Here is a 25,315-nt window from a genome sequence, read left to right as displayed (position 1 = left end):
ACCCGCACCATGATTCTGCTGGAGGTATGAATGCGTGGCACAGCTCGTGCGTTCGCCATGACCACCGCCGCCCTCGCCCTCGGGCTGACCGCCTGCAGCGCGGGTGGGCCGGTCGACGGCCGGCCGGTCGCGCAGTCCGTCCCCAAGGCCGGTGAGAAGACCAAGAAGCCCGAGAAGCCGGCCGGACCCGTCACCCTGAAGTACTGGACCTTCTCCCCGCCCGAGGCCGCGCTGAAGAAGGCGATCACCGCGTTCGAGCAGGCGAACCCCGGCATCGAGGTCGAGCTGCGCACCTTTGCCGAGGCCGACTACCGCAAGCGGCTGCCCAAGGCGCTCGACGGTGACGAGGCACTCGACGTCGTCGGCGTCCAGGTCCCGACGATGACCCGCGCGGTCGCCGACCGGCTTCGCCCGGTCGACGACTGGAAGGACAAGGTCTCCGGCGGCTGGGTCGAAGAGCTCGACGAGAGCGCGGTGGAGCAGACGAAGAAGGCCGCCAAGAACGGCAAGCTCTACTCCGTCCCGATGGGGTCCAGCGGCGGCGCGGTCATGTACTACAACGCCAATCTCCTGTCCGAGCTCGGGGAGTCCTTCCCCGAGACGGCCGCCGACCTGGAGTCCGTCGTCATGCGGGTCAAGAAGGAGATCCCCGGCCTCCGGCCTGTCGTCTTCTCCGGGGAGCCGCGCCGGCAGGAGGAATTGCTGTTCACCGTCGCGAGCCAGACCCAGCCGGCCCTCTCCGACGACCTGCTGGCCGGTGACAAGCCGTGGAACGGCCCCGAGATGGTCTCGGCCCTGAGGGCCTACGGGTCGTTGTTCGACCGGGGTGTGCTGGCGAGGTCGGCGCTCACCCTCAAGGGCGACCGCCCGGCCGAGCTCTTCCGCGACGGCAAGGCCCTGTTCCTGGTGGACGGCTCCGGCCGGAGCCCCATGCTGTCCGCGTCCTACCGCGACACCACGAAGACCTCCGTCAAGAAGGTCGGCGTGGGCCCCTTCCCGACCGTCCTGTCGGGTGCCGAGCATGCCGTCCGCAGCGCGGTCGAAGTGGGCCTGGCCGTCCCCAGGAGTTCCAAGCACGTGGCCGAGGCGGCCACGCTGATCGAGTTCCTGACCGCGGGCGGGGGAGTCTCCGGCTGGGCCGGAGACCTGACGATGGTCCCCTCGCGCGAGGACTTCCGGGTGGACTCGTCCGTCTTCGCCACCCCGGAGGGCAAGGACGGCTACGCCGCGATCCAGGGACTCATCAGGGACGGCGGTTCCGTGAACGTCCCCGACGAGGTCTTCCTGGAGCGCGCCGAGGGTGACACCATCCTCGACGTCGCCCATGGCCGGACCACCGCGAAGAAGGCGGCCGACCACCTGCAGAAGGAGTGGTCCCGCGGCCAGTGACGGTTTCCCGGCACGACCGGTGACGGCCTCTCCTCCGTGAAGGCCCCTCCGCGAAGGCTCTTGCGTGGCGGCTCTTCGGTGACTGCTCTTCAGTGACGGCTTTTCCGTGACGGCTCATTCGCGGCGGCTCTTCCGCGGCGGCCGGGCACCCTTCGTGGCACCCGGCCGGATCAGGCGTCCACGAGCCGGAAGGTGCGGCGGTAGGCCATCGGGGAGACACCGATGGCCACCTGCAGGTGCTGGCGGAGCGAGGCGGCGGTGCCGAACCCCGACCGCAGGGCGACGCCGTCCACCGGCAGGTCGCTGGTCTCCAGGAGCCGCCGGGCCAGTTCGATCCGCTGCAGGATGAGCCACTGCCCCGGGCTGAGGCCCATCTCGTCGCGGAAGCGCCGGGTGAAGGTACGGCGGCTCATCCGGGCATGGGCGGCCAGCTCGCTGAGCGGGAGCGGCTCGTGCAGCCGCTCCAGCGCCCACGCCCTGGTCGCCGCGGTCGTCGCGGCGGTCGGGACGGGAAGCGGGTGCTCGATGAACTGGGCCTGGCCGCCGTCGCGCCAAGGAGGGACGACGCATTGCCTGGCCACGCGGTTGGCCACCTCGGTGCCGTGATCGCGCCGGACGATGTGCAGACAGAGATCGATCCCCGCGGCCACCCCGGCCGAGGTGAGCACGTCCCCGTCGTCCACGAACAGCACGCTCGGGTTGACCTTGACCTGGGGGAACAGCTTCTGGAAGTGGTCGGCGCTGCTCCAGTGGGTGGTCGCGGGACGGCCGTCGAGCAACCCGGCCGCCGCGAGCACATAGCCGCCGATGCAGATCGAGACCAGGCGGGTGCCCGGCCGGACGCGTGCGATCGCGGCGGCCAGGGGCTCGGGGAGCCGCCCCTCGTCGTAGGTCGTGCCGAGGGCGTGGGTGGCAGGGATCACCACGGTGTCCGCGTACTCCAAGGCCTCGGGCCCATGCTCCACCGCGATCGAGAAGTCGGCGTCGGTGCGTACGGGGGCGCCGTCGACGGTGCAGGTGAGCACCTCGTAGAGCGGTCTGCCGTCCGGGCCCCTGGCGCCGCCGAAGACGCGCGGCGGGATGCCCAGCTCGAAGGGGATCACACCGTCCAGGGCGAGCGTGACGATCCTGTGCATGACCCGATTCTCACACAGGGAAGGTACGGGCCATTCTCGCAGGGGCCGCCTTCGCGGTTTCCCGCGACGCCCGCCCTCGCCACGAGGTGAGCTCAGGACGAGGTGAGCTCAGGACGAGGTGAGCTCAGGAGGGGGCCGCGCTCGACAGCGGCAGGCGGAGGACGAGCCGGGCGCCGCGACCGGTGGTGCTGTCGGCGGCGTAGAGCCGCCCGTAGTGCGCCACGGCGATGTCCCTGGCGATGGGCAGGCCCAGGCCGGTTCCCCCGGCGTCGCGGCTGCGCGCCGAGTCCAGGCGGGTGAACCGCTGGAAGACCCGCTCCCGCTCCTCCGCCGGGATGCCGAGCCCGTCGTCGGTGACCTCCAGAACGGCCTCGCCCCGCTCGCTCCGGACCCGGACCCGCACCTCGCTCACCGCGTGCCGGTCGGCGTTGGCCAGCAGGTTGGTCAGCAACCGGCCCAGCTGGAGTCTGCTGCCCCGCACCACGACGCCGGGGTCGCGCTCCAGCAGCAGCTCGTGCCGGGACGAATGGCGCTTCATCTCGTAGGTGACCAGCTCGGCGAGGTCGACCGGCTCCGGCGGGCCTGATGCGCCGGCGTTGAGGCGGGCGAGCAGCAGCAGGTCCTCGATGATGCGATCGCTACGAGGGTCACCCGACCCCGGATCGAACGCGGACGTCGCAACGCGTATACCCCCTGAAAAGCGGCTTTCCTTCCCTAAAGACGCTTTTAATCATTTATAGGTGACCGGTATTAATCCCAGGCAAAGCGTGGCCAAGTTCTCAGCGCGTTCGGCGGCGAGGGCCATGGTTTCCACGAGCCCGGGCCGCGAAGGACGGTCGCGGTCTCCGACCCCTCCACGGCGGGCCGCCCGTTCCCCTGCGGATCGCCGCGAAGTCTCCCGGCAGGACGATCAGGCTCCGGCGCACGAGTCGTGGGTCGCGTCGAATCCCTTCAGGCTCTCGTCGTCGCCGCGGGGAAGCGGCTTCAGCCCCTTCCAGTCGTCGCCGATCGTCAGGACGAGCCTGCCCGTGGTCGCCCGGCGGACGGGCAGCGGCCTGGCGGCGAGCAGGTCGCGGTTGAGGGTGGGCGCCTTGGCGGCGCCGTTCGGCGAGTAGGCGATCGTGGTCGTCGGGTACGGCTTGCGCGACGCGTCGCCGATCCTGGCGACGTGGTAGCCGCGCTCCTCCAGCTGGACGGCGACCAGGGTGGCCAGGCCGGACCGCATGGTCCCGTTGCGCACCTCGACCTGGATCTTCGAGCGGGGCACCCTGGTCTGGCCGCCCTTGACCCCGGAGCCGCTGATCGCCCGGTCCGTCGCGACGATCTTGAACAGCCTGCCGCTCTGCGGCTGGACCCACTCCACCCGGCCGGGGTGGACCAGCGAGTAACGCCACGGGGTGGTGATGAAGTGGATCTGCCCCGCGGCGAGTCCCTGCGCGCTGGTCGCCAGGTCCCGCATGACGCCCGGAGTGAGGCCGGGGTCGGTGGTGACCGACTTCGTCGCCGCGTCGAGGAAACCGAAGAGCCGGGTGGGGTCGGTGAGCGTCTCGCCGCTCATGACCTTCTTGACCATGGAGGCGATGAACATCTGCTGGCGCTGGATGCGCCCGATGTCCGACCCGTCGCCCAGGCTGTAGCGGGCACGGACGTAGCCCAGGGCCTGCTCACCCCCGAGGTTCTGGCGCCCGGCGGCCAGGTGGAGCAGGGCCTTCTTGTCGTTGATCGCCTCGGGTACGCAGACCTCCACGCCGCCGACCGCGTCGACCATGCCCTTGAAGCCGGTGAAGTCGACCTTCACGAAGTGGTCGATGTGGATGCCGGTGAGCGACTCGACGGTCTTCCAGGTGCAGGCGATGCCACCGGAGTTGAACGATTCGTTGATCATGCCCACGTGCGGCCGCTGTCCTGGCAGCCCCTGCCTGGCCCGGCAGGCGGGGAGCTGGACCATCGAGTCGCGCGGGAAGCTGACGACCATCGCGTTGTCCCGCTTCGGCGAGATGTGCGCGAGCATGATCGTGTCGGTCCGCTCGCCCGCCACCCGGCCGTACCGCGCGTTCTTGCCGCCCCGCTGGTCCGAGCCGACGACCAGGACGTTCATCGCCTTGCCCGCGGCCTTGACCGGGCGCCGCCCGAGATCCTCCGCCGAGACCTCGACGTGCTTGACGTTGCCGCTCAGCTTGACGTACGCGCCGGCCACCGTCCCCGCCGCCACGAGCACCACGGCGGTGACGGCGGCCACCAGCCACCACAACCACCTGCGGCCCGGCCGCCACGAGCGCCGCCCGGGCGGCACCGGCGGCTCGGAGGGCGGTTCGGGGAATGCGTCGATCAACCCGCTGCTCACGTGACTCCCGGGGGGAAAGCGGCCATGGCGTGCGCCCGTGACCGAGGAGCCGTATTCCGGCCGTCGCAGAGTTTACTAACCTCCCGGTACGGCTGGTCCGGTGCGGGTCTGCCCTGCGTGAGGTACATACACCTGTCCTGTGCAGGGGTGCATCTCCCTGTTACGATCCGCCGGTGATTATCCGTCAGGGGTATCTCGGGGACGTACCGGCCGTCCTGGCGATGTTCGACGGCGCGGTGGCGTGGCTGTCCTCCCTGGGCCGCACCGGCCAGTGGGGCAGCGAACCGTTCTCCCTCAACGCGGCCCGTGTCGAGAACATCACCTCGTGGGCGATGTCCGGCGGGATGCGCATCGCGGAACTCGACGGCCGGCCCGCGGGCTGCCTGGTGGTGGGGACCGCGATGCCCTACGTCCCTCCCGCCTCAGAGCCGGAGCTGTACGTCCAGGGGCTGGTCGTCGACCGGAGACACCACGGCCGGGGGGTCGGGGCCGTCCTGCTGGAGCGCGCCCGCGCGGAGGCCGCCTGGCTGGGGGTCGCGCTGGTACGGGTCGACTGCTACGCCGGAGACGACGGCCGGCTGGTGGCGTACTACGAGAGCCGGGGCTTCACCAGGACCGAGAGTTTCAAGGTCGGAGACTGGCCGGGCCAGATCCTGGAGGCGAGGCTTCCCGTCGCCACGGGCTGAACGATCCGCTCCGGGCGGCCCGTACCGGCGACCGGCCCACGCCGGATGGCCCGTACCGCGAGACGCGAGGAGGGTGCGGGGCCCGTTCCCACGGATCCCGCACCCTCCTGTCCTGCCGGGTGGATTCAGCCCGCGGTGCCCGTCGAGGCCGGGTAGATGCGGAGCCAGTCGACCTCCATCCACGCCTCTCCCGAGCTGCCCTGGCCGGGGAACCAGTCCAGCTGCAGGCAGACCGACATCGAGCTGCGGGTGGCGTTGCCGGAGCGGAACCACTCCTGCCCGTCGATGTAGCCGACGACGCTGTCGGGGGTGACCTCCACGGCGTAGGTGTGCCAGGTGGTCATGTCGATGTTGGCGTGGGCCTGCTCCTGCCCCTGAGGGGTGTGCAGGAAGAAGTTCGGCCGCTGCCTCTCCGGATCGTCGATGACCTCGAGGAAGTCGATCTCCTCACCCGTGGAGCTCCGCACGTTGCCGCCGCCCTCCTTGGGCCACAGCAGGGCGACGGGGTGGTACGACCCGGCGCCCCGGTACAGGCGGATACGGGTCTCCCAGCGCCCGTAGGCCTGGTCGTGGCGGGCGGCCAGACCGGCCGTGGTCCCGTCCTCGCGGCCGTACAGGTAGAGCGCCCCGTTGCCGAGGTAGAGCTGCTGCGGGGAGCGGCGGCCGTTGCCGGCGTGCCCGGCCGAGTCGTAGAACACCCACTCGGACTCGTCGAGGTAGTCGTCGAACTCCGCGCACCAGGACGGCGCGCCCCAGTTGAGGGCTTGCGCGGCGCTGGCCTCGCCGGTGGCGGCGGGGGCGCAGGGCGCCGCCGAGACCACCTCTCCCTGGGCCGCGCTGAGGGTGCTCACCGTCAGCGCGGCCACCATGCTGAGTACGGCCACCCGCACGTGGGATCTGGTGATCATGGTTACTCCTCCCAGGATCTGGCGCAGAGTGTGGAGGGACTGAAGCTCCAGCAGCCGGTGCTCGTCGGGCTGGGGATCGACGACGCGGTCGGGCTCGGCAGCGGCTGGGCGGGGGAGGCGGGCGGCCCGAACACCCAGCGCGGTGCTCTCGCCGGCTCCTGGTTCGCGATCAGCAGGACGGGGGACTGCGAGGTACGGCCCCGCCAGGGCGCGAGGCTCCAGCACGAGGCGATGTCCTCCGGCTTACAGAAGTCGGAGGTGGAGCGCCTGAGCGGGGGCAGGGGCAGGACGGTGGGGATCGAGGGCGCCGGGGACGGGGCGGCCATCGGGGATCGGGTGCTCTGGACGGGTTCGGTCAGGAGGGAGGGCTCGTAGACGCCGGTCCGCGTGGGCGCGGGCCGTGGCGCGTTGGTCGCCCGGCTCGGCGGACCGGTGCGCGGCGGGGCGGTGAGAGTGGAGGCCGGGCTCGCCGAGGGCTTCTGGGTCCCCTTCGGAGGGGCGGTGGGCCGCTGGGACGTCGACCTGGTGGGTTTGGGCGCGGGGGTGGCGGTCGGCGCCGGCTTGGTCGCCGTCGCCGTCGCCATCGCGCCGGAGCCCGAGGGCTTGGGGCCTGGGGGCGTGGGGAGCGGGTCCGGCGCGGGCTTGGTGGCCTTGTCGGAAGGTTCGGGGTCGGGGGGTTCGGGCGTCGCCTTCGGCGGTTGCGGTTTCCCGGTCGCCGTGGGCCTGGCGCTCGGCGTGGACGAGGAGGTGGCGCTGGCCGACGGCGCCGGAGTGGTCGGGGCGGAGGTCGCCGTGGACGTCGCCGACGGCTTCGTGCCGCCGGGCGGCGCCGGGGCGGACGCCGTGTTCTTGGGCGGTTCCTGGGTGGCCCTCCTGCTCTCCGGAGGCGCGTTCGTGGGCGCCGTGTTCTTCTGGGGCGCCTGGGTGGCCCTCCTGGTCTCGTTCGTCTGGGGCGCCTGGGTGGCTCTCCTGGTCTCCGGAGACGCGTCGGCGGTGGGCTCGGCGTTCTTCGGGGCCGCCGGTGGAGCCTCGGTGCGGTGTGCCCTCCTCGACGGCGGGTTCGTCGGTACCGCGTTCCTGGACTGCGCGTTCTCCCGGGAGGGCGGGGAGGACTGCTCGGCGGGAACGTTCTCCTCCGTGCGGGGGGCGGTGTTCCGCTGGCCGGGGCGGCTACGGGACGTGGGAGGGGAGCTGCGGGTCTCGGGAGGTGACGCGTTCTCCGAGGGCGGGTTCCTGTCCGGCGTCGAGCCGGAGTCGCGGTTTCGGTCCGGTGTCGAGTCGGAGTCGCGGTTCCTGTCTTGCGTCGAGCCGGAGTCGCGGTTTCGGTCCGGTGTCGAGCCGGAGTCGCGGTTCGAGGGCGGGTTCCGGTCGGGGCCGGAGGGGGAGTCGTCCTCCGCGGGCGGGTTCCTGTCCGGTGTCGAGCCGGAGTCGCGGTTCGAGGGAGGCCTCTCGTCCGGCCCCGAGGTGTTCCCGGTCTCGGGGACGGTGGTCTCCGGAGGGGACTCCTCTCGTGCGGGGGGCGGGGCGGGGGGAGCGGGAGGGACGGCGAACTCCTGCGACGGTGAGTCCGAACTCACGCCGGGATCCGCCAGGGCGGCCCACGGCTGGGCGATGACCGCGCTTGTCGTCGCGGATACCGCGGCCAGCAGAAGGCCGGAGAGTAAGGTGACACGCCGGGACGAGCTGCGTGGGGGCATTGATCGCTCTTCCTGGATCTATGGGGTGGGCTCTGGGCCGGAGATGGGTTTCCAGCCCGCGGCGGTGAATTCCGGGGTGCCCGGGAGGGCGACCTGCGGCACGGAGGTGGCGAGGGGGTCGGGGACGTTGACCCAGTCCCCCTGGTTCGCACCGCGCATGCCGGGCTGCCAGACCATGAGCAGGCTCATGGCGTACGGGCTCGCATAGGTGGGATCGGTGTCGCCGACGCCCTTGGTCGCGGTCACCTGGACCAGGACCGAGACCAGCACCTGATCCTGGGCGCGGGCTTTCCACTGGACGCCGATCGTCCGCGTCCGCATGGCGGCGCCGTCGGGGAGCGCCCCGTCCTTGGGAAGGCCGAGGATCTCCCGCCATCCCGCGACGGCCTCGCGGGCGCCGGCCCGTGCCGCGTCGTGCTGCTCGGGCCGCGCGTACAGCACCGCGGCCTGCTCGGCCTGCTCGGCGTCCAGGGTCCACGCCGCCTCCAGCGCCGCGGCGGCGGCCGAGGCCGCGCCCAGCTCGGTGCGGGGGAACCCGACGGGGTAACCGGCCGCGCCCTCGTAGCCGGAGGGCGGGGCGAGGAGGACGGTGTCCCCGACGGCCTTCGGCGCGGAGGCGTTCACGGGGGTGGAGTCGGTTCGAAGGAGCTGCCATGCCCCGGCCGCCAGCAGGATCGTCCCCACGATCGAGACGACCACGATGAGCATCCGCCGCCGGGCGCTTGGTGGCGGGCCCAGATCCCAGTCCAACGTGGGATCGTCGGCGACCGGCCGCACTAGTGGCTCCGGTCGGGGCGCTGCCCGAAGGTCTGCCCGGCCGCCGCGGCCAGGCGGAGGTACGCGCCTCGCGTCGTGGGCCGAAGGCGGACCAGGTCCACCTCGGCGCCCTCCTTGAGGTGCGGGTCGTAGGGGATGCGGATCACCGCGCGGCAGCGGGAGGTGAAGTGACGCTCCAGCAGTTCCAGGTCCACGTCGGACTTGGGCTCCACGGCGTTCAGCACGACGATGGCGTTCTTGACGAGGTCGGCGTGGCCGTGGGCGGTCAGCCAGTCCAGCGTCGCGGCGGCCGAACTCGCCCCGTCCACCGCGACCAGGCTGACCAGCACGATCTGGTCGGCCAGTTCGAGCGTCGCGCCCATGGCCCCGTGGAGCAGGCCGGTCCCGCAGTCGGTGATGCAGATGGAGTAGTAGCGCTCGATGAGCCCGGCGACCGTGCGGTAGTCCTCGGCGTTGAACGCCTCGCTCACGGCCGGGTCGGTGTCGGAGGCGAGGACCTCCAGCCGGGCCGGCGACTGGGAGGTGAAGGCACGGGCGTCGGCGTAGCGCAGGATGTGGGGGGCCTCGGCCAGCATGGTGCGGATGGTCGCGGCCGTCTCGGACTTCACCTTGATGCCGAGGGTCCCGCGGTCGGGGTTGGCGTCGATCGCGATCACCCGGTCGCCGCGCAGGGAGGCCAGCGTGTTGCCGAGGGCGACGGTCGTCGTGGTCTTGCCGACCCCGCCCTTGAGGCTCATGACCGCGATCCGGTGGTGACCGCTCGCGACGGGGGTCTGGGCCTGCGCCATCAGCGTGCGCCGTTCCAGTTCCGCCGCCGACTCCGCGGGGATGATGCGCTTGCCGGAGAGCTGCCAGACCAGACGGCGCCATCCTCCTGCGGGCTCGGGGCGGCGGTTGGTGAGCAGGTGTTCCGCGGTGAGCGGGACCGTTTCGTGGAACTGCTCGGGCGGGGTGGACGGCGATGTCTGGATGTGGGGAGAGGTATCCGTCATTGCCCTGGTCCTTTCTCGAAAAGCGATCTTGGGGGGATGGAAGGTCAGCAGGTCCGCCAGCGCACAGTCGTGCTGATCGAGTCGTCGAGGCCGTGAACGGTCATCGGGGCGGTGACCGAGGCGGGGGCGCCGCACCAGTTGCGGACCCGGTGGGCGCGCAGGTTGATCACCTGCGTGACCCCTTCCCGCAGCGTGCCGCCGGAGGGGGTCACCGCCAGGCCGGGAGCCGATATCCGCCATTTCAGCGGCTCTCCCGAGATGGTGAGGACCATGCTTCCCAGGCCGAACTCGTCCAGCGTCACCACGGGCGGGACCCGCAGGCGCGAGGCGAGCCCGTCCTGCCGCGCCGGCGCGCCGGCCGTGGGAGGCGGAGACCGGGTGGCCTGGCTGGTGGACGCCTGCAGCGAGCTCGCGGGCTCCTCGGACTCGATCGCGGGGCCGAGCAGGTTCATCCCGGTCAGGGTGCCCGCCGCGCCCGCCACGACGATGATGACGAGCTTGATCGTGGTGTTCCTGATCCGGGCGCCCGCCCAGCTGAGCGCCTCCAGCACGCGGATCCCCATCTCGATCCGCTCCTCGTCGGGGCGGTCGTCGGGTTCGGTGTGGAAGCGCAGCGCGGGAACCTGGGCGTCGTCGCGCACCCCGGTCTCGCGCTTGCGCACCCCCATCTCGCGTGTCACGGCGTCTCGTACGCCGGTCTCGCGTGTCGCGGTGTCGCGCATCTCGACGGAGGCCTGCCCGGCGATGACGACGGGCTCGGGCTTGACGACGGGTTCGGGAGCGGGCGGCGCCTGCCTGGGGATGGTGCCGGTGAGCTCCTCGCTCTGGGCGAGGACCTCGCGCGCCCACGCCTGGGTGAGCAGGGCGTCGTAGAGCGGGGTGTCGTGCCCGGGCACGGGTGGCGCGGACGGCGGGCGGGCCGGCCGGGTCCTGCGAGGCGGCAGGGCGGGCAGCGGGGGCAGTCCGGAGGGGCTGGCGGGATCGGAGGGACCCGTCGCGGGCCCGCCTCCCGGTGCCGTGACCGGTGATGCCGCACCCGGCGCCGTACTCGACGGCGTCACGGCCGGCGGCTTCGCGGCGGGCTTCGACGCCACCGGCGGGTAGGGAGGCATGCGGACCCTGGGCGTGGGCGTGGGCGTGGGTGCGGGTGCGGGTGCGGGTGCGGGCGACGCCGCGGCCGACGGTGCCGGGACGCCGCCCCCGGCCGGGGCGGCGGGCGAGGCGGGAGACCGGTGCCCGGGTGGGGCGATGGACCGGCGCCCGGGCGAGGTGGGGGTCCGGCCCCCTGGCGGGGGCGCGGGGAGGACCGGGGACCGCCCCCCGCCCGGAGGAGCGGACAGGAGGGGAGACCCGTCACGGGCCGGACGCGCGGGCGGGACCCCCTCGGGGGTCGCCTCGGCGGCGACCTCGGCAGGCAGCGCGTCCGTGAGCCGCCGCCGCTCCTCCGCGGAGAGCGGCGCGACCGGGGGATGGGAGATCATCTGCGGCACCGTGTAGCGGATGTTGATCGGCCGCGTGCACACGGAACACCTGATCATGTGGGAGAGCAGGAGCGCCTGGGCGCCCTCCGGATCGTCGGGAGGGGACGCCGCCCGCCCGCCGGCCGGGCCCTCGGGGAGGACACCGGGAAAGACGGTCTCCACAAGCGGGGCGAGCTCCGGGCAGGTACGCCGCCCGTGGGCGAGCGCGTCCAGCCCGCTCACCAGGGTCTCGATCAGGTCCTGGGTGCGGGTGGCGAGCCTGCCGACCTCGTCGACGGGCATCGCCAGCACATGGGAGAGATCCTCCATGCCGAGCGCGTGGCGGTACGTCAGCCTGAGCGTCTCCGTGCCCAGGGGGTCGACGATCGTCCACACCCGCTCGATCAGCGAGACGTCGGGCATGCCGGGCCCCGAACCCGGCACGTACCGCTCCCGGTACCCCGGAGAGGTGCGGCAGTCACGTCGCAGTGCGGCCAGCAGCCGCCCCCGGACCGTGACGTCCCCGGGAGCGGCCTCCACCCGGCCGGCCGCCAGCGCGGAGACGACCGCCGCGCGCGCCCGGCCGGATTCGAAGTGGGAGGCGGCGTAGTCCATCAGGTGCGCGCCGTGCTCGCGCACCCAGGCCGCCCCCTGGCCGGGGCCGGGCGTGAGACGCCCGGTTCCGGTGGGTGTGCTCATCGGCCGTCGTACTCGACCGGGTCCGGCTCGACCTGGCCTTGGTCGGGCCGGCCCTGGTCGGACTGGAAGGGAGCGGTGTTCTCACCCTGCCATCGCTCGGGGACGTCCTCTCCGCCGTCTCCGGAATCTCTGGGGGCCACGGCGTCCTCGGGTCCCGGCTGGGCGGGGACCAGCCCGCCCGTGTCCGGCTGCCAGGGCTCCTCCTCGCCGGGGACGCCCTGCCGCTGGTCGGGCTGTCCCTGGTCGGGCTGTCCCTGGTCAGGCTGCGGCACGACGCTCTCGCTGGGGATCGGGCTGGGAAGCGGGACGGGAGGGGGATCGGTCACCACGAGCTCCAGGTTCCGCTGGGGCAGCCCGGTGAACTTGGTCCAGTTGCTGATCTGGCCGGGCTCGGGCTCCGCGTAGAGCCAGCGGATGAAGGCGGGCCACAGGCACGAGTCGCGGGGGATCATCGCCTGGGCGCCCGAGGACGGGCTCGGACCCTGGGACGCGCTGAGCGCCTGGATCTCCTCGGTGGTGTAGTTGCGGCACGGTGGGGTGCCCGGCGGGGCGATGTTGAGGTCCCACACGCCGTTCTCGTCCGTGTAGCGCATGCCCCTGTCCAGCCCGAGGGCCTCGTAGGCGCGCCGCAGCAGCTCGGGGTTCTCGAAGACCGGCAGCGAGACGCCGCCGTCCGGGCCGCCGCCGGGAAGCCGCGGGTCGGCCGGCATGAGCACGGTCCCGTCGGGGCCCTGCGACGCGTTCTCACCGGGGCCGGGGGACGGCTGCGGCTGTGCGGGCCGGGACGGCCCGGCCGAGGGAAGTCCCCGCGACGGGCTGGGCGCCTGCGAGCGCTTCTGGCCACCGGGCGGCTGGGCCGGACCCTGGCCGCCGCGCGCGGTCGGTGCCACCGAGACCGGCGGCGCCGAGGGCGCGTCGCCGGTCGGCCTGGTCTCGGGAGGCGCCGTGGGGAGGGTGACCTCGCCCGAGGGCACGAGCGGCCGGCCGGAGCCCGACTGGACCGCCGGCTTCAGGGTGCCCGTCGGCCGGGGGTTCCTGGCGTCGTCCCCGGGCTGCGGGGGCCTGACGTCGCCGCTGGGCTGGGGCTGCTGCCTGTTCCCGCCGGTGGGCTGGGGCTGCGAGGGCTTGAGACCGCCGGTGGGCTGGGGCCGCCGGCTGTTTTCTCCGGTCGGCCGGGGCTGCTGCTGCCTGTCGCCGTTGGTCGCCGGGGGTTGCGAGCGCCCGTTCCCCCCGTCGGGCTGCGACGGCCGCGAGGGGCCCGAGGACCTCGTCCCGCCGGACTCGGGAGCCGGCTTGGGCGGCGAGACGATCTCGACCTTCTTCTCCGCGGGGCGCTGGATGACGCTGCCGCTCTCGTTCTCGCTCTCCGAGATGTTGCCGCTGATCTTCTTCGTCGGGGTCGGAGGCGGTGGAGCGGGCGGCTGGACGGGCTGGTTGTTCGCCGGAGGCGGTTGAGCGGGGGGTTGCGCCGGCCCGGGGTCGGGGGCGGGCTGCACCGGTGCCGGATCAGGTTTGGGAGGCGGGTCGGCCTTCTTGGGCGTCGCGGGTTTCGTCGGCGCGGTCGTCTTGGGAGCCGAAGGCGGGGTCGGCGTGCTCTTGGGGTTTCCCGGCCGCTGAAGGGGCGCCGCCGCGGCGGCGGCCACACCCAGGACGGGGAGGGCGACACAGCCCTCCGCGGTGCCTCCGAGCGCGTGCCCGTCGGTGGTGGCGGTCAGGCAGACCCGCTGGTCCCCGGCGGCGGCGGCCGGTTTGGCGCCGTCCGCGATCGTGCTGCCCGCGTCGGCGCCGGAGAGCGGGAGCGGCTGGTCGCCGCCGGGCGCCGCGCTCGACGTCCAGGCTCCCGCCTGGTCGTCGAGGAGGTACGTGCCCGCGGCCAGCCGCATCACCTGCCCTTCGCCCGGATCGGGGCGCATGGCGATGACGGTTCCCAGCCCGGCGCCGGCGCCGAAGACACCGATCGCGACACTCGCAGTGATCACCGTCGCGCGCGATGGCTTACGTGAGGGTGTCATTAGAATGTTCCTTTTCTTCCGGTGAAAACGTCAGTCGCCGTGGCTCTCCAGGACGTCGCTCCACTCGCCCAGCACGCGAGCGGGCTCGTTCGAGCCGGCGGGGGGGACATGTGTCACATACATGCGGCCGTATGTGGCGCTCACCGAGTGGGCGAAGGCCTTGTTGCGGGTGCGGACGGCGGCCGAGCCCTTCAGCTTGACCTTCGCCCCTTCCCGCACCGCCTCGCGGAGCTCGGTGGATCGGGCTCCGTACCAGACCAGAGCGCCCCCGTCACTGGTCCTGAGCGCGCGTACCGGTCCCTCAAGCCGGTACGACAGCGTTATCTTCCAGTCGGCCTGCTCCAGCCGGCCGCGTTCCTGCTGCCAGAACAGCGCGGCCTCGCTGGTCCACGGCCCCTCGTCGAACCGCGGGTCGACCTCGGCGTTCTCCAGGCTCGCCAGATGCGCGCGGGCGATCTGCCTGGGGGTCGAGCTCAGCCCGGTGGCGTTCTCCGGGAGGCTCGTCGCGTACCCCTCGCCGTCGGTCGCTATCTTGGGGAACCGCGCCGGGGTGGCGCGCGTGTCGGCGGCCGAGGCGACGAGCCGCCAGCCGCCGGGCGCCGAGCTCATCACGTCGACGATCCGCGCGACGCCGGGCTCGTACGAGACCGCCACGAACCAGTCGGCGGTGCCCTCCACGTGACGCGGGATCCACACCTGGGGGTTGGGCCATATCCCCGTCGCGAGCGAGGTTCCCTGCATCTCGGCGGTCTTGAAACCCGCCCTCGTCATCTCCAGCGCGAGCCCGTGCTCCAGCTTCGCTATGGCCGCCCGGTCCTTCCTGGCCTGGGCCACCGACAACCCCCGCTGGTAGCGGCCGTGGATGCCGTACGCCTCCTTGGCGGTGAGCTGGGGCGAGCTGGATCCGGCCGGCGGGTCGGCGGGCGGCGGGGTGGTCCTGGTCTCGGTCCGCGGCCGCTTCGTGGGGGCGGCCTCGGGGCGGGGGGACTTGACCGTGCCGCTTCCGGTGGGTTTCGGGGTCGATCTGGGAGTGGAGCGGGCGGGGGACGGCGTCGGCGAGGGCGAGGAAGGAGCCTTCTCCCAGCCGGTATCCGAAGGGTCGGGGGTGGGGTTCGCCGCCAGGGACGAACCGGAGGGCGCTCTGGTCGCGAGCCAGAACACGGCCACGGCGATGATCGCTAATACAGCCGTGAACAGAATGACCTTCCGCCAATCGAATGACAGGAGGCGTTCGGGATGCCAGTCGGATGCGTGTTCGGAATCGTGCCTAGAGGAACCACTGCCACGGCCAGAGGACCCAGCCTGTCCATCTGGGAAATCTGATGCACGCCATGACATAGGTCCAAATATTAGACTGACCGTGATCTATTTGGAAGGTAAAGGGCTCAGTAATTGCCACTTATGGTTATTGGATTATAAATAACACCTAAGTAGATATATGGCCCGTCCGAAACTGGTAATTCGCCTACCTGCTGCCATCCTGCGAGTGGACCGTGCCACCGGTTCTCTAGAGAGGTACGGCCGTCCCGAGGTTTCGGATGATCCTTCACGTTTCTTGTTGAACTGCCATTTCCCTGATGCGGCCCGGTCGTTCGCCTCCTGTTCGGTTTTCCGGCGGTCGCCCGCGCTCTCGTCGCGCACAGGAAGATCGCGATACCGTTTCCCACTCCGGATTGGCGCAAGCCGTCATAGCAACTTGATATGTATGCGTTTCCTCTGTTTGGCCGTTCGGCTCCCGGCCCGCGTTCGGGTAATTGGAACCCCCGCTTTTCCGGGGGCGCGCGGGCACGCGATCGCCCGGGACGAGGACGAACGGATAGGCCGCCGTCCAAGGGGCGTCCGACGTGATCCCCGCCCGGCCCTGCCCGGCCCCGTCCGGTCGGCGCCTCAGGGAAGTCGGCGGGGCGTGGTCCCGCCGCCCGCGCCGAAGCCCGTCTCGTGGTTCCACAGGTGGGCGCATCCCGGGCACTGCAGATGCAGCAGGCTCCCGGTGGTGCCCAGGAGATAGCGCCAGTGCTCCCGGCAGTTGCGCCCGCCGAGGCAGTCGCCGCAGTCGCGGTGATCCCGGCAGGCGGGACAGGGCACCCACGCCCTGCGTCCGAGGTCGGCGTGTGGATCAAGTGGCAGCACGGCCGGGCCTCCTCCGGGGGAGCACGCCGGCGGCCACGAGCATGTCGTAGGTCTCCCGCTGCCGCTCGTCGAGACCGGAGTAGAGGAGGTCGTACGCCTCCTCCTCGTCCCGCATCACCGCCACCGGGTCCCAGTCCGGCCCCAGCGCCGCTATGACCGCGGCGCGGCGGCGAGTCTCCTCAAGGGTGAGGTCGATCTCGAAGTCGGTGTGCGGGCTGGGGCCGTCCTGGTTCATCGAATGACTTTCCGGTCGGCCGGCGGGCGCGCCGGAGGGGGGAACGGGGAGGGCGGGGCCTCCGGGCGGCGCCGGAGAGGGGTTCGCCTCCGCCGGGGACGAGCCGCTCTTCGCGACCGGCCGTACGCGCCTTGGGGGAAGCCCGTCACCTTGGGGGAAGCCCGTCATAAGGAAGATTTGTCCGCTACACACCCTATGCGGCTTTCGTCATATTTTCGTGTGATGCGTGTTACAGGCAGCCGCCGGCCGGTACGGCCTCACCGCGCCCTTCCCCGCATCGCCGGGCCGCTCCCCGTGAACGCTCCCCGTGAACGCTCCCCGTGAACAAGACCGGGCCGCGCACCGGATGACCCGCTCAGTCGTCATCTCCAGTTCGTCAGGCGGCGCAGACCGTACTCCACGGGACCGTAACGGTGGCCGCGCAGCCACCACGCGCTCAGTGCGAGCAGCACCGCGTAGACCACGACGGCGACGCCCATTACCCCGAGGGGCGGGATCCGGCCCATCAGGCCCAGGCCGTAACCGGTGAACACCAGGCAGAGCAGCACGGACTGGCCGACGTAGTTGGACGCCGCCATCCGGCCGGCGGGAGCGAGCACGCCCGCCACCGAGGGAGATCGCCTGATCAGGCGGAGCAGGGTGGCCACGTAGGCGGCGCTGAGAAACACCGAGGTCGCGAGGGTGAGCGCCACCGCCACCAGCTCCGTCGCGTCGCCCTGACCGGAGGTCGCCGCGTAGAACACTCCCGCGGGCAGGCCGAGGCCGAAGCCGATCCACTGAACCCTTCCAAGCAGGTGGGCCCACCGGTCCGGCTCGTCGAACAGCCGCGCCTTGCCGGCCGCCAGGCCGAGCAGGAACAGGGCCATCGCCGTCGGCCCCTGCAGCAGCCAGATCATGATCGCTATCCGCGGGTACTGCGTCAGGTGCAGGCCCAGATAGTCGAGAGGGCCGCCGGTGGTGGCGGCGAGGATCCGCGCGGCCTCCGCGGCACTCCCGGTGTCCGTGCCCGTGGTGGACGCCTCGGGGACGAGGGCGATCAGACCGGCCAGGAGCAGGGTGAGGGCGGACATCAACGAGATGAGCACGGTCGCGCCGATCGTGGCCGCCCGCGCGCCGATGTTCCGTGCCGCCAGCAGCACCAGCCCCAGCGCGGCGTACAGGGTGAGGATGTCGCCAACCCACAGCAGCAGCCCGTGCAGCACGCCGATCACGAACAGGCCGAGGCATCTCCTGAGGGTCCTGGCCCGGACACTCGCCCCGGCGCGTTCCGCCGAGCGCATCTGCAGGGTGAAGGAGTAACCGAAGAGGAAGGAGAAGACGACGTAGAACTTGAACTCGAACAGGGCCTGCACGACGAACTGCACCGGCCCGTGGTCCCCGCCCCCGATCCCGCCGCTCATCGCCCCCAGCAGCCCGGGATCGCCGAAGAACTCGATGTTCACGACCAGGATGCCCGCGAGGGCGAATCCGCGCACCGCGTCGATCTCATGAATGCGTCGCCCGTCCGGCACGCCGCCCTGAGCCATGTACCCGAGATTAGGAAGACGTTGCCGCCGGCACAATGACTTTTGGCGCAGGCGGTGCCGGCGCCGGATTCCGGGGGAGGAGGTCGGCGCCCCCCGGCGAGGACGGACGGGAGCCCGCGCGGCTCCCCGCTCCCGGGTGAACGGACCCTTTTGATAATTCCGGCGGCCGGGCCGGGTGGGGCCGGGCATCGGCGAGCGCCTGCGGGTATCGCCAGGTCAGGGGAGTGCGGCCGTCCCCGGGGGTATGGACCTCTCCGAGGACGACCACGGCCCGGAGGCTGCCATGACCGCGTACACCCTGTCGATCGTCGAAGGCGACATCGTCGGCGTCTCGTCCGGTGACGACATCTTCTCGCCCGCCTCTCCGGTCGACTTCAGCCAACTCGACCCGTACACCCTGCTGTGGCTGACCGACCACGGTTACGAGGACGCGGGAAGGCGGGTCGTGGTCACCCCGGCGGGTCACGAACCCGAGGGGGTCCGCGTGGTCGCCTCCCGCGACGTGGATCTCTGATCCCCGGCGACGGCCCCCGCGTGACCGGCCCCTGACCGTCACAGCGGGCCGGCCACGCGGGGGCCGTACGGCGTGGTATCCGCAGTGAGGGGGATTTCCGCCTGACAATCTAGGCGTGAACCGACATTCCCGGAGATCGTTTCTTCAGCTCGGTGGTGTCGCCGCGGCCGGGGCGTTGATCCCGGCGTATGCCGCGCACCCGGGGACCGCGCATCAGGAGACCGCGAACACCGGGACCACGCACCCGGTCACCACGCCGCGCGCATCGGCCGACCCCCTCGCCCCGCTGCGCCACCGGTGGCGGGACGTGACGGCGGGGTCGGGGTTCGACGCGACGGCCGAGCCGTACCGGACCCGGCTGGCGATGCTGGGGAGGAGGGCGGCGAAGTACCGGGACGCCATGGCGCCGGCCGGCGCGTCGCTCTGGCCCGACCTGGCGTTCCCCTCGCTCGGCGCCACCCCGGCCCGGCTGCGGACCATGGCCCGCGCGTACGCCCTGCCGGGGACCGGCCTGACCGGCGACGCGAACCTGGCCGCGGCCGTCGCGGGCGGCATCGACCACTACCGGCGGCGGGTGTACGCCGCGGGCGCCGACCAGGCCGGCAACTGGTGGCACTGGCAGATCGGCACCCCCAGGAACCTCCTCGACGCGGCCCTGCTGATCGGCCCGCACCTGACGGGCCCGCAGAGCGGGGCACTGCGGGAGGCGGTGGACCACTTCGTCCCCGAATGCCGCCTGGACGACTACAGCGGGACCAGCACCGGGGCCAACCGGGTGGACCTGTGCGTGGTGACGCTGCTGCGGGCCGTCCTCGGCTCCGACCCGGCGAAGGCCGCGCTGGCCGTCTCCGCGCTCTCCCCGGTCTTCCCCTATGTCTCCGAGGGCGACGGGTTCTACCGGGACGGCTCCTTCGTCCAGCACACGACCGTCCCCTACCAGGGCACGTACGGAGCGTCGCTGCTGTCCGGCCTCGCGACGCTGTTCGCGGTGTTGCGCGGCTCGCCGTGGGAGGTCGTCGACCCGAACAGGCAGGTCGTCCTCGACAGCGTCGAGAGGACGTTCACACCGGTCGTCCACGACGGCTTCTGCATGGACCTGGTCAGCGGCCGGGCGATCGGCAGGCGGCCGTACGGCGACCACGACAGGGGGCGCGCGATCGCCTCCGCGATCCTGCTGCTGGGGGAGACGGCCTCCGCCGCCGAGCGGTCCCGCTGGCAGGGCATGGTCAAGGGGTGGGCGCTGCGGGACACCCACCGGCCCATGCTCGACGCGGCCGAGGACGACGACCTGGGATTCCACGCGCGCCTCGCCGCGATCCTGGACGACGACGCCGTCCCCGCGGCCGAGGAACCCACCGGGCACCGGCTGCTGGCGATGAGCGCCCGCGCCGTGCACCGCGCCCCGCGCACCGGCCCGGCTCGCGGTGCACAGGGCGGCCCTGGCTGGTGCGCGGGCCTCAGCATGGCCTCCCACCGCGTCGGCCACTACGAGCACGGCAACGGCGAGAACCTCCGCGGCTGGCACACCGGCTCGGGGATGCTCTACTGGTGGGCCGACGGCCACGGCGACCAGTACTCCGACTCCTTCTGGGCCACCGTCGACCCCTGCCGCCTGCCGGGCACGACCGTCTCCACCCGCCGGCCGGCCGACGGCGCCGGCGAGGCGTGGGGCGGCACCTGCCCGCCGGGCCGCTGGGTGGGGGGCGCCACCGACGGCGTGTACGCGACGGTCGGCCAGCACCTGAACGGCTTCGAGAGCACCCTGGACGCCTTCAAATCGTGGTTCTTCCTCGACGACGCGATCGTCTGCCTCGGTGCCGGGATCACCGCCGAGGACGGCGTACCCGTCGAGACCATCGTGGACAACCGCAGGACCGACGCGCCTCTCACCGTGGACGACGGGAAGGGGTGGGCGCACCTGGAGGGACACGGCGGCTACGTCCTGCCCTGCGGCACCCGCCTGCGCACGCTGCGCGAGGAACGCGCCGGCGGACGGGACCGGGTGACCCGGAGTTACGCGACCCTCTGGCTCGACCACGGTGTCGACCCCGTATCGGCGGGCTACGTGTATCTCCTCCTGCCGGGCGCGAGCCTGGCGGAGACCCGGGCCCGCGCCGCCGACCCCGACTGGGCGCGCGTGCTCGCCAACACCGCCCGCCGGCAGGGTGTCCGGGTCCCGTCACTCGGGATCACCGCCGTCAACTTCTGGAACGACGGGGCCGCCGGGGACCTCGCCGCCTCCGCCCCGTGCGCGGTCCTCGTCAGGGAGGGCGGCGACGGTACGGCCACGCTGACCGTGTCGGACCCCCGGCGCGACCTGGACGAGCTGACCGTGACCTGGAACCGGCCGGTGACCGAGGTGCTCCGCGGGCATCCCCTCCTGGCGGGCGCCACGACCGGCGCGGGTCTCACGCTCACCTTCGGGCGCCTGGCGGGCCGGGGTGGCGGCTCGAACACGGTCACCGTACGCCTCGCCGGCGTTCCGGCGGAGATTCCCGGCACGCCGCACGGGACAGGGGCCGGTTCCCGGCGGGCGCCGGAGTGAGCCGCCCACCGGGAATCGGTCCAGGGGTGTTCCGGGGCAAGGATCGCACCGAGCCGCGGACCATCGCCAGGCCGCACGCCTGGCCGGTCGAGTCCAGCAGCGCGACCAGGACGTCCCGGACGTCCGGCAAGACGTCCCCGCGGACGGCCAAGACGTCCTGGACGTCCTGGACGTCCGGCAAGACGTCCCCGCGGACGGCCAAGACGTCCTGGACGTCCTGGACGTCCGCGGGGACGTCCCGGGTGGAGAAGACGTCCCGGTCGGGCGGGAGCGGAGCGAGACCGACGCGGGCGGTGACCGGCTGGAACCGTGACATCTGGAGCCGCTCGATCCACGGCGAGTCGACCTGGTACGCGTCCCTGACCAGGGGATCAGTTTTCGGGCTTCCCCTCATTCCCGAAGCGGCCCCTGACCTGCGAATCAGGGGCCGAGCTCTCCCCGCACAAGCCGGCCACCGGCCCGTGGGGTCACAGGGCGCGCAGGAAGCCTTCGAGGATCTCGTTGAAGACGTCCGGGCGCTCCATGTTGGGGTAGTGGGCGGTCCCGTCGACCCGGACCGCCCGGCCGTTGGCGACGGTGCGGGCGAGGCGTTCGGCCATGCCGATGTGGTCGGGCGAGTCGACGGAGCCGTTGATCGCCAGGAGGGGGACATCGATCTTGGCGACGCGCTCCCAGGTGTTGCGTACCTGGACGAGCGGGTTGGGTTCGCCGGCGGTGTGTTTGGACATGGTGTTCCTGGTCATCCGGCGCAGGTGGGCGACGACCCCCGGGGCGAGATCGTCGAGGGTGCGGTACGGGCCTGCGGCGAAGAGCGTGAACGCCTCCACCGAGGCGTCCAGGTCGCCGACGGCCATCGCCGCGTGCCACGCGGTCATGGTCTGGACGGTCCAGGGGTCGGTGAAGTACGGCTCGCTGGTCCCGGCCCCGCTGACGACCACGGCGCTGACCAGTTCCGGGTGCTCAAGGGCTGTGTCGACCGCGACACTCGCTCCCATGGAGACCCCCACCAGGATCGCGGGGCCGACGCCGAGGTGACGCAGCAGGGCGGCGAGGTCGTCGGTGGGCCGGAACGGCTCGGTGGCGTTGGCGGACCGGCCGTGACCACGGGCGTCGGGAGCGATGACGCGGTACCGGGAGGAGAGGAACGGAATCTGCTCGTCCCACATGCCGTGGTCCAGGAAGCCGCCGTGCAGCAGGACGAGGGGCCGGCCAGTGCCGGTGTCGAGCCAGAACGGGTCATTCATGACAACCAGGGTGTCATTATCGACCAAAGATGACAACTCAGGTGTCATCATGGTGGGGTGAACGAAAAAGCTCGCAACCCGGCGCCCAACGAACCCGCCGACCGGCTCGCCGAGGTGTTCGACCTGGTGGGGCCGTTGTACCGGCGCGCCCAGCGCAAGGTGGAGCAGGACGCGCCCATCGCGGGGTTGTCCGTCGGAGTACGGGCTGTGCTCAACATGCTCTGTGAGCACGGGCCCATGACCGTCCCCCAGATGGGCCGGGCCCAGGCACTGAGCCGCCAGTTCGTGCAGCGCATGATCAACGACGCCGCCGCGCGGAACCTGGTTGAGTTCGCCCCCAACCCGGCGCACAAGAGATCCTCGCTCATCCGGCTGACCGAGGAGGGCCGGGCCGCCATCGCCGCCGTGATCGACCGCGAGCGCGCGGTGCTACGCCAGGCCGGTGGCGAGCTGAGCGACACCGAGATCGCCGCCTGCATCCGGGTGCTCTCGCACCTCCTGCGGTTCCTCGACCACGTCGACGTGGACTAGTACTCCGGTGACGCTTCGCGATCTTGCTGGTGGAAGTCGCATGGCGACGGTCACCACGTGATCATTCGGAGTTCGTGAAGACACCTGAAGATCGCGTGATGGCCATGGCCGACGCTGTCGACCCTGACAGCTGGATGGTCACCTTCAATCAGCAGATGGCCGGATCGCCGGCCGAGCGTCCGCGCCGGGTGGCGACCACCCCCGCACGTCCGTGTCGGGTGGCGGTCACCCCCGCGCGTCCGCGCGCCGGTGCCTGAGCAGCACGACCCGGGAATCGAACGTCCGCGACTCGACGAGTTCGAGACCGACCCGGTGGTCCTGCTCCTGGAAGAGCGGCTTGCCGCCGCCCAGGATCACGGGGTGGACGAAGACCCGGTACTCGTCGATCACGCCGTGCTCGGTGAGGTGGGAGGCCAGCACGGATCCGCCGAACAGCAGCAGCGTGACACCGGACTCCTTGAGCGCGGTCAGCTCCTCGACGACGTTCTCGGAGATCACCCGGGTCTTCCAGCCGGCCTTCTCCACCGTGCGGGAGCCTCGGGGCGCGCTGTCGCCCGGGAGTCGGAGCCGTCGCCGGGTTCTCGACATGCCGCGCGGCTCCCCCGCCCTTCCCGCCCGGGCTCCCCCGCCCTTCCCGCCCGGCGGCGGCCTTCTCGCACCCGGCGACGCCCTTTTCCCACCTGGCGCCGGCCTTCCCTCGTCCGGTGACGACCTTCTCCGAGGGCGGCGGGGCCGAGGCGGCCCTCCGGGAGCGGGCGTACGGGCCGCCCGCCGGGCACCGCCGGCCCGCGCGTACCATTCAGCGGTGGAGGTTCTGGAACCGGAGGAGTGGCGGGCGCGGGCGGAGGCCCACCGGCGCCGGGTCGAGGTGTGGGCGGAGCCGCACCTGGCGCGCAGGGCGCGGGGCGAGGCCCATCCCATCGAGGACTTCCTGTTCACCTACTACGGGCACCGGCCGGCGCGGCTGCGGAAGTGGCATCCGGGCGCCGGGGTGACCTTGAAGGGGGCGCGCGACTTCGGCCGCGACTACCTCGACACTCCGGAGGGGGCGACTCTCGACACCGCGGCGCTGGTGGACAGGCGCGGGTCCTCCATCGAGTGGATCATGCGGTTGCTGGCCGCCACCGCGGCACGGCCGGGATATTTCGGCTGCTTCGGCCTGCACGAGTGGGCGATGGTCTACCGGACCACGGAGGTGCGGCACGGCTCCTGGCCGCTGCGGCTCAGCGGGGAGGAGATCGCGGAGGTGGTGGAGCAGAGGGGTGTGCGGTGCGGCCATTTCGACGCGTTCCGCTTCTTCACCCCCGAGGCGCGCCCGCTCAACGTGCTGCAACCGACTCGGGAGCGGCAGCCGGAACTGGAGCAGCCGGGTTGCCTGCACGCCAACATGGACCTGTACAAGTGGGCGTACAAGCTGTCACCGCTGGTGAGCGGTGAGCTGGTCGCCGACTGCTTCACGCTGGCCCGAGACATCCGCGCGGTGGACATGCGAGCCAGCCCGTACGACCTGAGCTCGCTCGGTCAACGGGCGATCCGAATTGAGACGCCCGAGGGGCGGGCCGAGTACGCCGCCGAGCAGCGGGGGTTCGCCGAGCGGGCGAGGCCGCTGCGGCAGCGCCTGCTCGACTCCTGCGAACGGCTGCTCGCCGGCACCCGCCCCTCCTGACCCGTCCCTCCGACCCGCCCCTCCTCAACCTGCTGCTCCTGAGGCGCCACTCGTCCTGACCCGTCGCGAGGCCGCAGGTGCCGTCCGGGCCCCTGTGCCCGGGACGCCGGGGTGCGTTCGGCCGAGCACGGCCCGGCCGGTGCCATCGGGGCCCCGCCTCTGACCGGCGAGGGCCATGGTGCTGAAAGTTACATCGGTCCTGGCCGGCCCCTGCACGATGATCCCGCAAGGTTTCAGGAGGCAGGGACAAAGGTTGTGACATGTGCTGGTTCTGTACCCCCGAGCCGGACAACCGAAAGTTTCTGGGCGACCTTGACGTATTTCGGGAAGGTTTCCACACTGAGTCCCCAAGGCGTCCCCCCACGGCCGGGTCGGTGGTGCGCAGCAGGGCTGTCGCCTGCGACGCCCCGACGGTGTGCCTCCCCCGAAATGGGCGCGGCGTCGAGTTCGCGGGGGTGTCCCCCACGTTCCCGCTTTCCCGTGACGCAGTTATGGAGTCTCAGACATGGGCACAAACGCCATACCCCCGCCCGGCACCCGGCGACCCCTCGGCGGCCTTCGCCGGGCCCTGGTCGCCGGCGCCCTCGGCACCCTCGTGCTCGGCACGCTCACGGCGGTGACCGGTCAGGTCTCCGCCGGCGCCGCCTCCACCAGTGCGGCCGCGTCCACGCTGGGCGCGGCGGCCCAGCAGAGCGGGCGATACTTCGGCGCCGCGATCTCGACGAGCAGGCTCGGTGACTCGCAGTACACCACGATCGCGAACCGCGAGTTCGACATGATCACCGCCGAGAACGAAATGAAGATCGACGCCACCGAGCCCAACC

General features: G+C 72.1%; 22 protein-coding genes. 9 read left to right on the top strand and 13 right to left on the bottom strand.

Going from position 1 to position 25,315, the window contains the following annotated elements; genetic code table 11:
* Window positions 1–30 precede the first annotated feature (30 nt).
* Entirely contained in the window at window positions 31–1,389 is a 1,359-nt protein-coding gene (locus AB0G15_RS11880) for an extracellular solute-binding protein (protein ID WP_362837846.1), read from the top strand.
* A gap of 170 nt (window positions 1,390–1,559) precedes the next feature.
* On the opposite strand, the gene AB0G15_RS11875 is transcribed toward AB0G15_RS11880, so the two are convergent.
* The 3 genes from AB0G15_RS11875 to AB0G15_RS11865 form a co-directional block, all read right to left on the bottom strand.
* Entirely contained in the window at window positions 1,560–2,525 is a 966-nt protein-coding gene (locus tag AB0G15_RS11875) for a helix-turn-helix domain-containing protein (RefSeq protein ID WP_362837844.1), read from the bottom strand.
* Window positions 2,526–2,649: 124 nt separating this feature from the next.
* The gene (locus tag AB0G15_RS11870; protein WP_362837842.1) at window positions 2,650–3,063 is read right to left on the bottom strand and encodes an ATP-binding protein; all 414 of its coding nucleotides are present in this window, start codon (window positions 3,061–3,063) and stop codon (window positions 2,650–2,652) included.
* Window positions 3,064–3,435: 372 nt separating this feature from the next.
* On the bottom strand, window positions 3,436–4,869 hold the full coding sequence (locus AB0G15_RS11865) for an LCP family protein (RefSeq protein WP_362837840.1): 1,434 nt from the start codon (window positions 4,867–4,869) through the stop codon (window positions 3,436–3,438).
* Window positions 4,870–5,042: 173 nt separating this feature from the next.
* On the opposite strand from AB0G15_RS11865, the gene AB0G15_RS11860 reads away from it, so the two are divergent.
* Complete coding sequence (locus tag AB0G15_RS11860) at window positions 5,043–5,555, top strand: GNAT family N-acetyltransferase (RefSeq protein ID WP_362837838.1); 513 nt, start codon at window positions 5,043–5,045, stop codon at window positions 5,553–5,555.
* A 125-nt stretch (window positions 5,556–5,680) separates the two neighbouring features.
* On the opposite strand, the gene AB0G15_RS11855 is transcribed toward AB0G15_RS11860, so the two are convergent.
* The gene (locus tag AB0G15_RS11855) at window positions 5,681–6,463 is read right to left on the bottom strand and encodes a glycoside hydrolase family 16 protein (protein ID WP_362837836.1); all 783 of its coding nucleotides are present in this window, start codon (window positions 6,461–6,463) and stop codon (window positions 5,681–5,683) included.
* Between the two features lie 30 nt (window positions 6,464–6,493).
* Here AB0G15_RS11855 and AB0G15_RS11850 point away from each other — a divergent pair, with 30 nt between their 5' ends.
* Together AB0G15_RS11850 and AB0G15_RS11845 are read left to right on the top strand one after the other, a co-directional pair.
* Window positions 6,494–6,838, top strand: a complete 345-nt coding sequence (locus AB0G15_RS11850) for a hypothetical protein (RefSeq protein WP_362837834.1) — start codon at window positions 6,494–6,496, stop codon at window positions 6,836–6,838.
* 12 nt (window positions 6,839–6,850) lie between these two features.
* Complete coding sequence (locus AB0G15_RS11845; protein WP_362837832.1) at window positions 6,851–8,368, top strand: hypothetical protein; 1,518 nt, start codon at window positions 6,851–6,853, stop codon at window positions 8,366–8,368.
* A gap of 568 nt (window positions 8,369–8,936) precedes the next feature.
* On the opposite strand, the gene AB0G15_RS11840 is transcribed toward AB0G15_RS11845, so the two are convergent.
* From AB0G15_RS11840 to AB0G15_RS11810, 7 genes are all read right to left on the bottom strand, one after another.
* Window positions 8,937–9,929, bottom strand: a complete 993-nt coding sequence (locus AB0G15_RS11840; RefSeq protein ID WP_362837830.1) for a MinD/ParA family protein — start codon at window positions 9,927–9,929, stop codon at window positions 8,937–8,939.
* Window positions 9,930–9,973: 44 nt separating this feature from the next.
* Window positions 9,974–12,088, bottom strand: coding sequence for a hypothetical protein (locus tag AB0G15_RS11835; protein WP_362837828.1), 2,115 nt, complete (start codon window positions 12,086–12,088; stop codon window positions 9,974–9,976).
* Complete coding sequence (locus AB0G15_RS11830) at window positions 12,085–14,067, bottom strand: hypothetical protein (protein ID WP_362837826.1); 1,983 nt, start codon at window positions 14,065–14,067, stop codon at window positions 12,085–12,087. Before AB0G15_RS11830 ends, AB0G15_RS11835 begins: the two co-directional genes overlap by 4 nt.
* 63 nt (window positions 14,068–14,130) lie before the next feature.
* Window positions 14,131–15,261 (bottom strand): hypothetical protein, encoded by a 1,131-nt coding sequence (locus AB0G15_RS11825; RefSeq protein WP_362837824.1) that lies wholly within the window; start codon window positions 15,259–15,261, stop codon window positions 14,131–14,133.
* A gap of 726 nt (window positions 15,262–15,987) precedes the next feature.
* Window positions 15,988–16,230 carry a hypothetical protein gene (locus AB0G15_RS11820; protein ID WP_362837822.1) on the bottom strand — a complete coding sequence of 81 codons (243 nt, stop codon included), beginning with the start codon at window positions 16,228–16,230 and terminating at the stop codon, window positions 15,988–15,990.
* Window positions 16,217–16,465: a DUF6400 family protein gene (locus tag AB0G15_RS11815; RefSeq protein ID WP_362837820.1), complete on the bottom strand. Its 249-nt coding sequence runs from the start codon at window positions 16,463–16,465 to the stop codon at window positions 16,217–16,219. Before AB0G15_RS11815 ends, AB0G15_RS11820 begins: the two co-directional genes overlap by 14 nt.
* 362 nt (window positions 16,466–16,827) lie before the next feature.
* Window positions 16,828–17,991: a DUF418 domain-containing protein gene (locus tag AB0G15_RS11810; RefSeq protein ID WP_362837818.1), complete on the bottom strand. Its 1,164-nt coding sequence runs from the start codon at window positions 17,989–17,991 to the stop codon at window positions 16,828–16,830.
* A gap of 283 nt (window positions 17,992–18,274) precedes the next feature.
* On the opposite strand from AB0G15_RS11810, the gene AB0G15_RS11805 reads away from it, so the two are divergent.
* Both AB0G15_RS11805 and AB0G15_RS11800 read left to right on the top strand, forming a co-directional pair.
* On the top strand, window positions 18,275–18,505 hold the full coding sequence (locus AB0G15_RS11805) for a hypothetical protein (protein ID WP_362837816.1): 231 nt from the start codon (window positions 18,275–18,277) through the stop codon (window positions 18,503–18,505).
* A 115-nt stretch (window positions 18,506–18,620) separates the two neighbouring features.
* Window positions 18,621–21,050, top strand: a complete 2,430-nt coding sequence (locus AB0G15_RS11800; protein ID WP_362837814.1) for a polysaccharide lyase 8 family protein — start codon at window positions 18,621–18,623, stop codon at window positions 21,048–21,050.
* A 467-nt stretch (window positions 21,051–21,517) separates the two neighbouring features.
* Here the strand turns inward: AB0G15_RS11800 and AB0G15_RS11795 are convergent, their stop codons facing one another.
* On the bottom strand, window positions 21,518–22,294 hold the full coding sequence (locus tag AB0G15_RS11795; protein WP_362837812.1) for an alpha/beta hydrolase: 777 nt from the start codon (window positions 22,292–22,294) through the stop codon (window positions 21,518–21,520).
* A gap of 57 nt (window positions 22,295–22,351) precedes the next feature.
* On the opposite strand from AB0G15_RS11795, the gene AB0G15_RS11790 reads away from it, so the two are divergent.
* Entirely contained in the window at window positions 22,352–22,825 is a 474-nt protein-coding gene (locus tag AB0G15_RS11790) for a MarR family winged helix-turn-helix transcriptional regulator (protein ID WP_362837810.1), read from the top strand.
* A gap of 225 nt (window positions 22,826–23,050) precedes the next feature.
* Here the strand turns inward: AB0G15_RS11790 and AB0G15_RS11785 are convergent, their stop codons facing one another.
* The gene (locus tag AB0G15_RS11785) at window positions 23,051–23,413 is read right to left on the bottom strand and encodes a dihydrofolate reductase family protein (protein ID WP_362837808.1); all 363 of its coding nucleotides are present in this window, start codon (window positions 23,411–23,413) and stop codon (window positions 23,051–23,053) included.
* 217 nt (window positions 23,414–23,630) lie between these two features.
* On the opposite strand from AB0G15_RS11785, the gene AB0G15_RS11780 reads away from it, so the two are divergent.
* A complete protein-coding gene (locus AB0G15_RS11780; RefSeq protein WP_362837806.1) occupies window positions 23,631–24,491 on the top strand; it encodes a 3-methyladenine DNA glycosylase in 861 nt (286 codons plus the stop codon).
* 505 nt (window positions 24,492–24,996) lie between these two features.
* Window positions 24,997–25,315, top strand: a 319-nt coding sequence (locus AB0G15_RS11775; protein ID WP_362837804.1) for an endo-1,4-beta-xylanase, incomplete at its 3' end; no start/stop codon positions are given.

The organism is Streptosporangium sp. NPDC023825 (genome assembly GCF_040639575.1).
Taxonomy (GTDB): domain Bacteria; phylum Actinomycetota; class Actinomycetes; order Streptosporangiales; family Streptosporangiaceae; genus Streptosporangium.
This window is presented reverse-complemented; position numbering and strand designations above follow the sequence as displayed.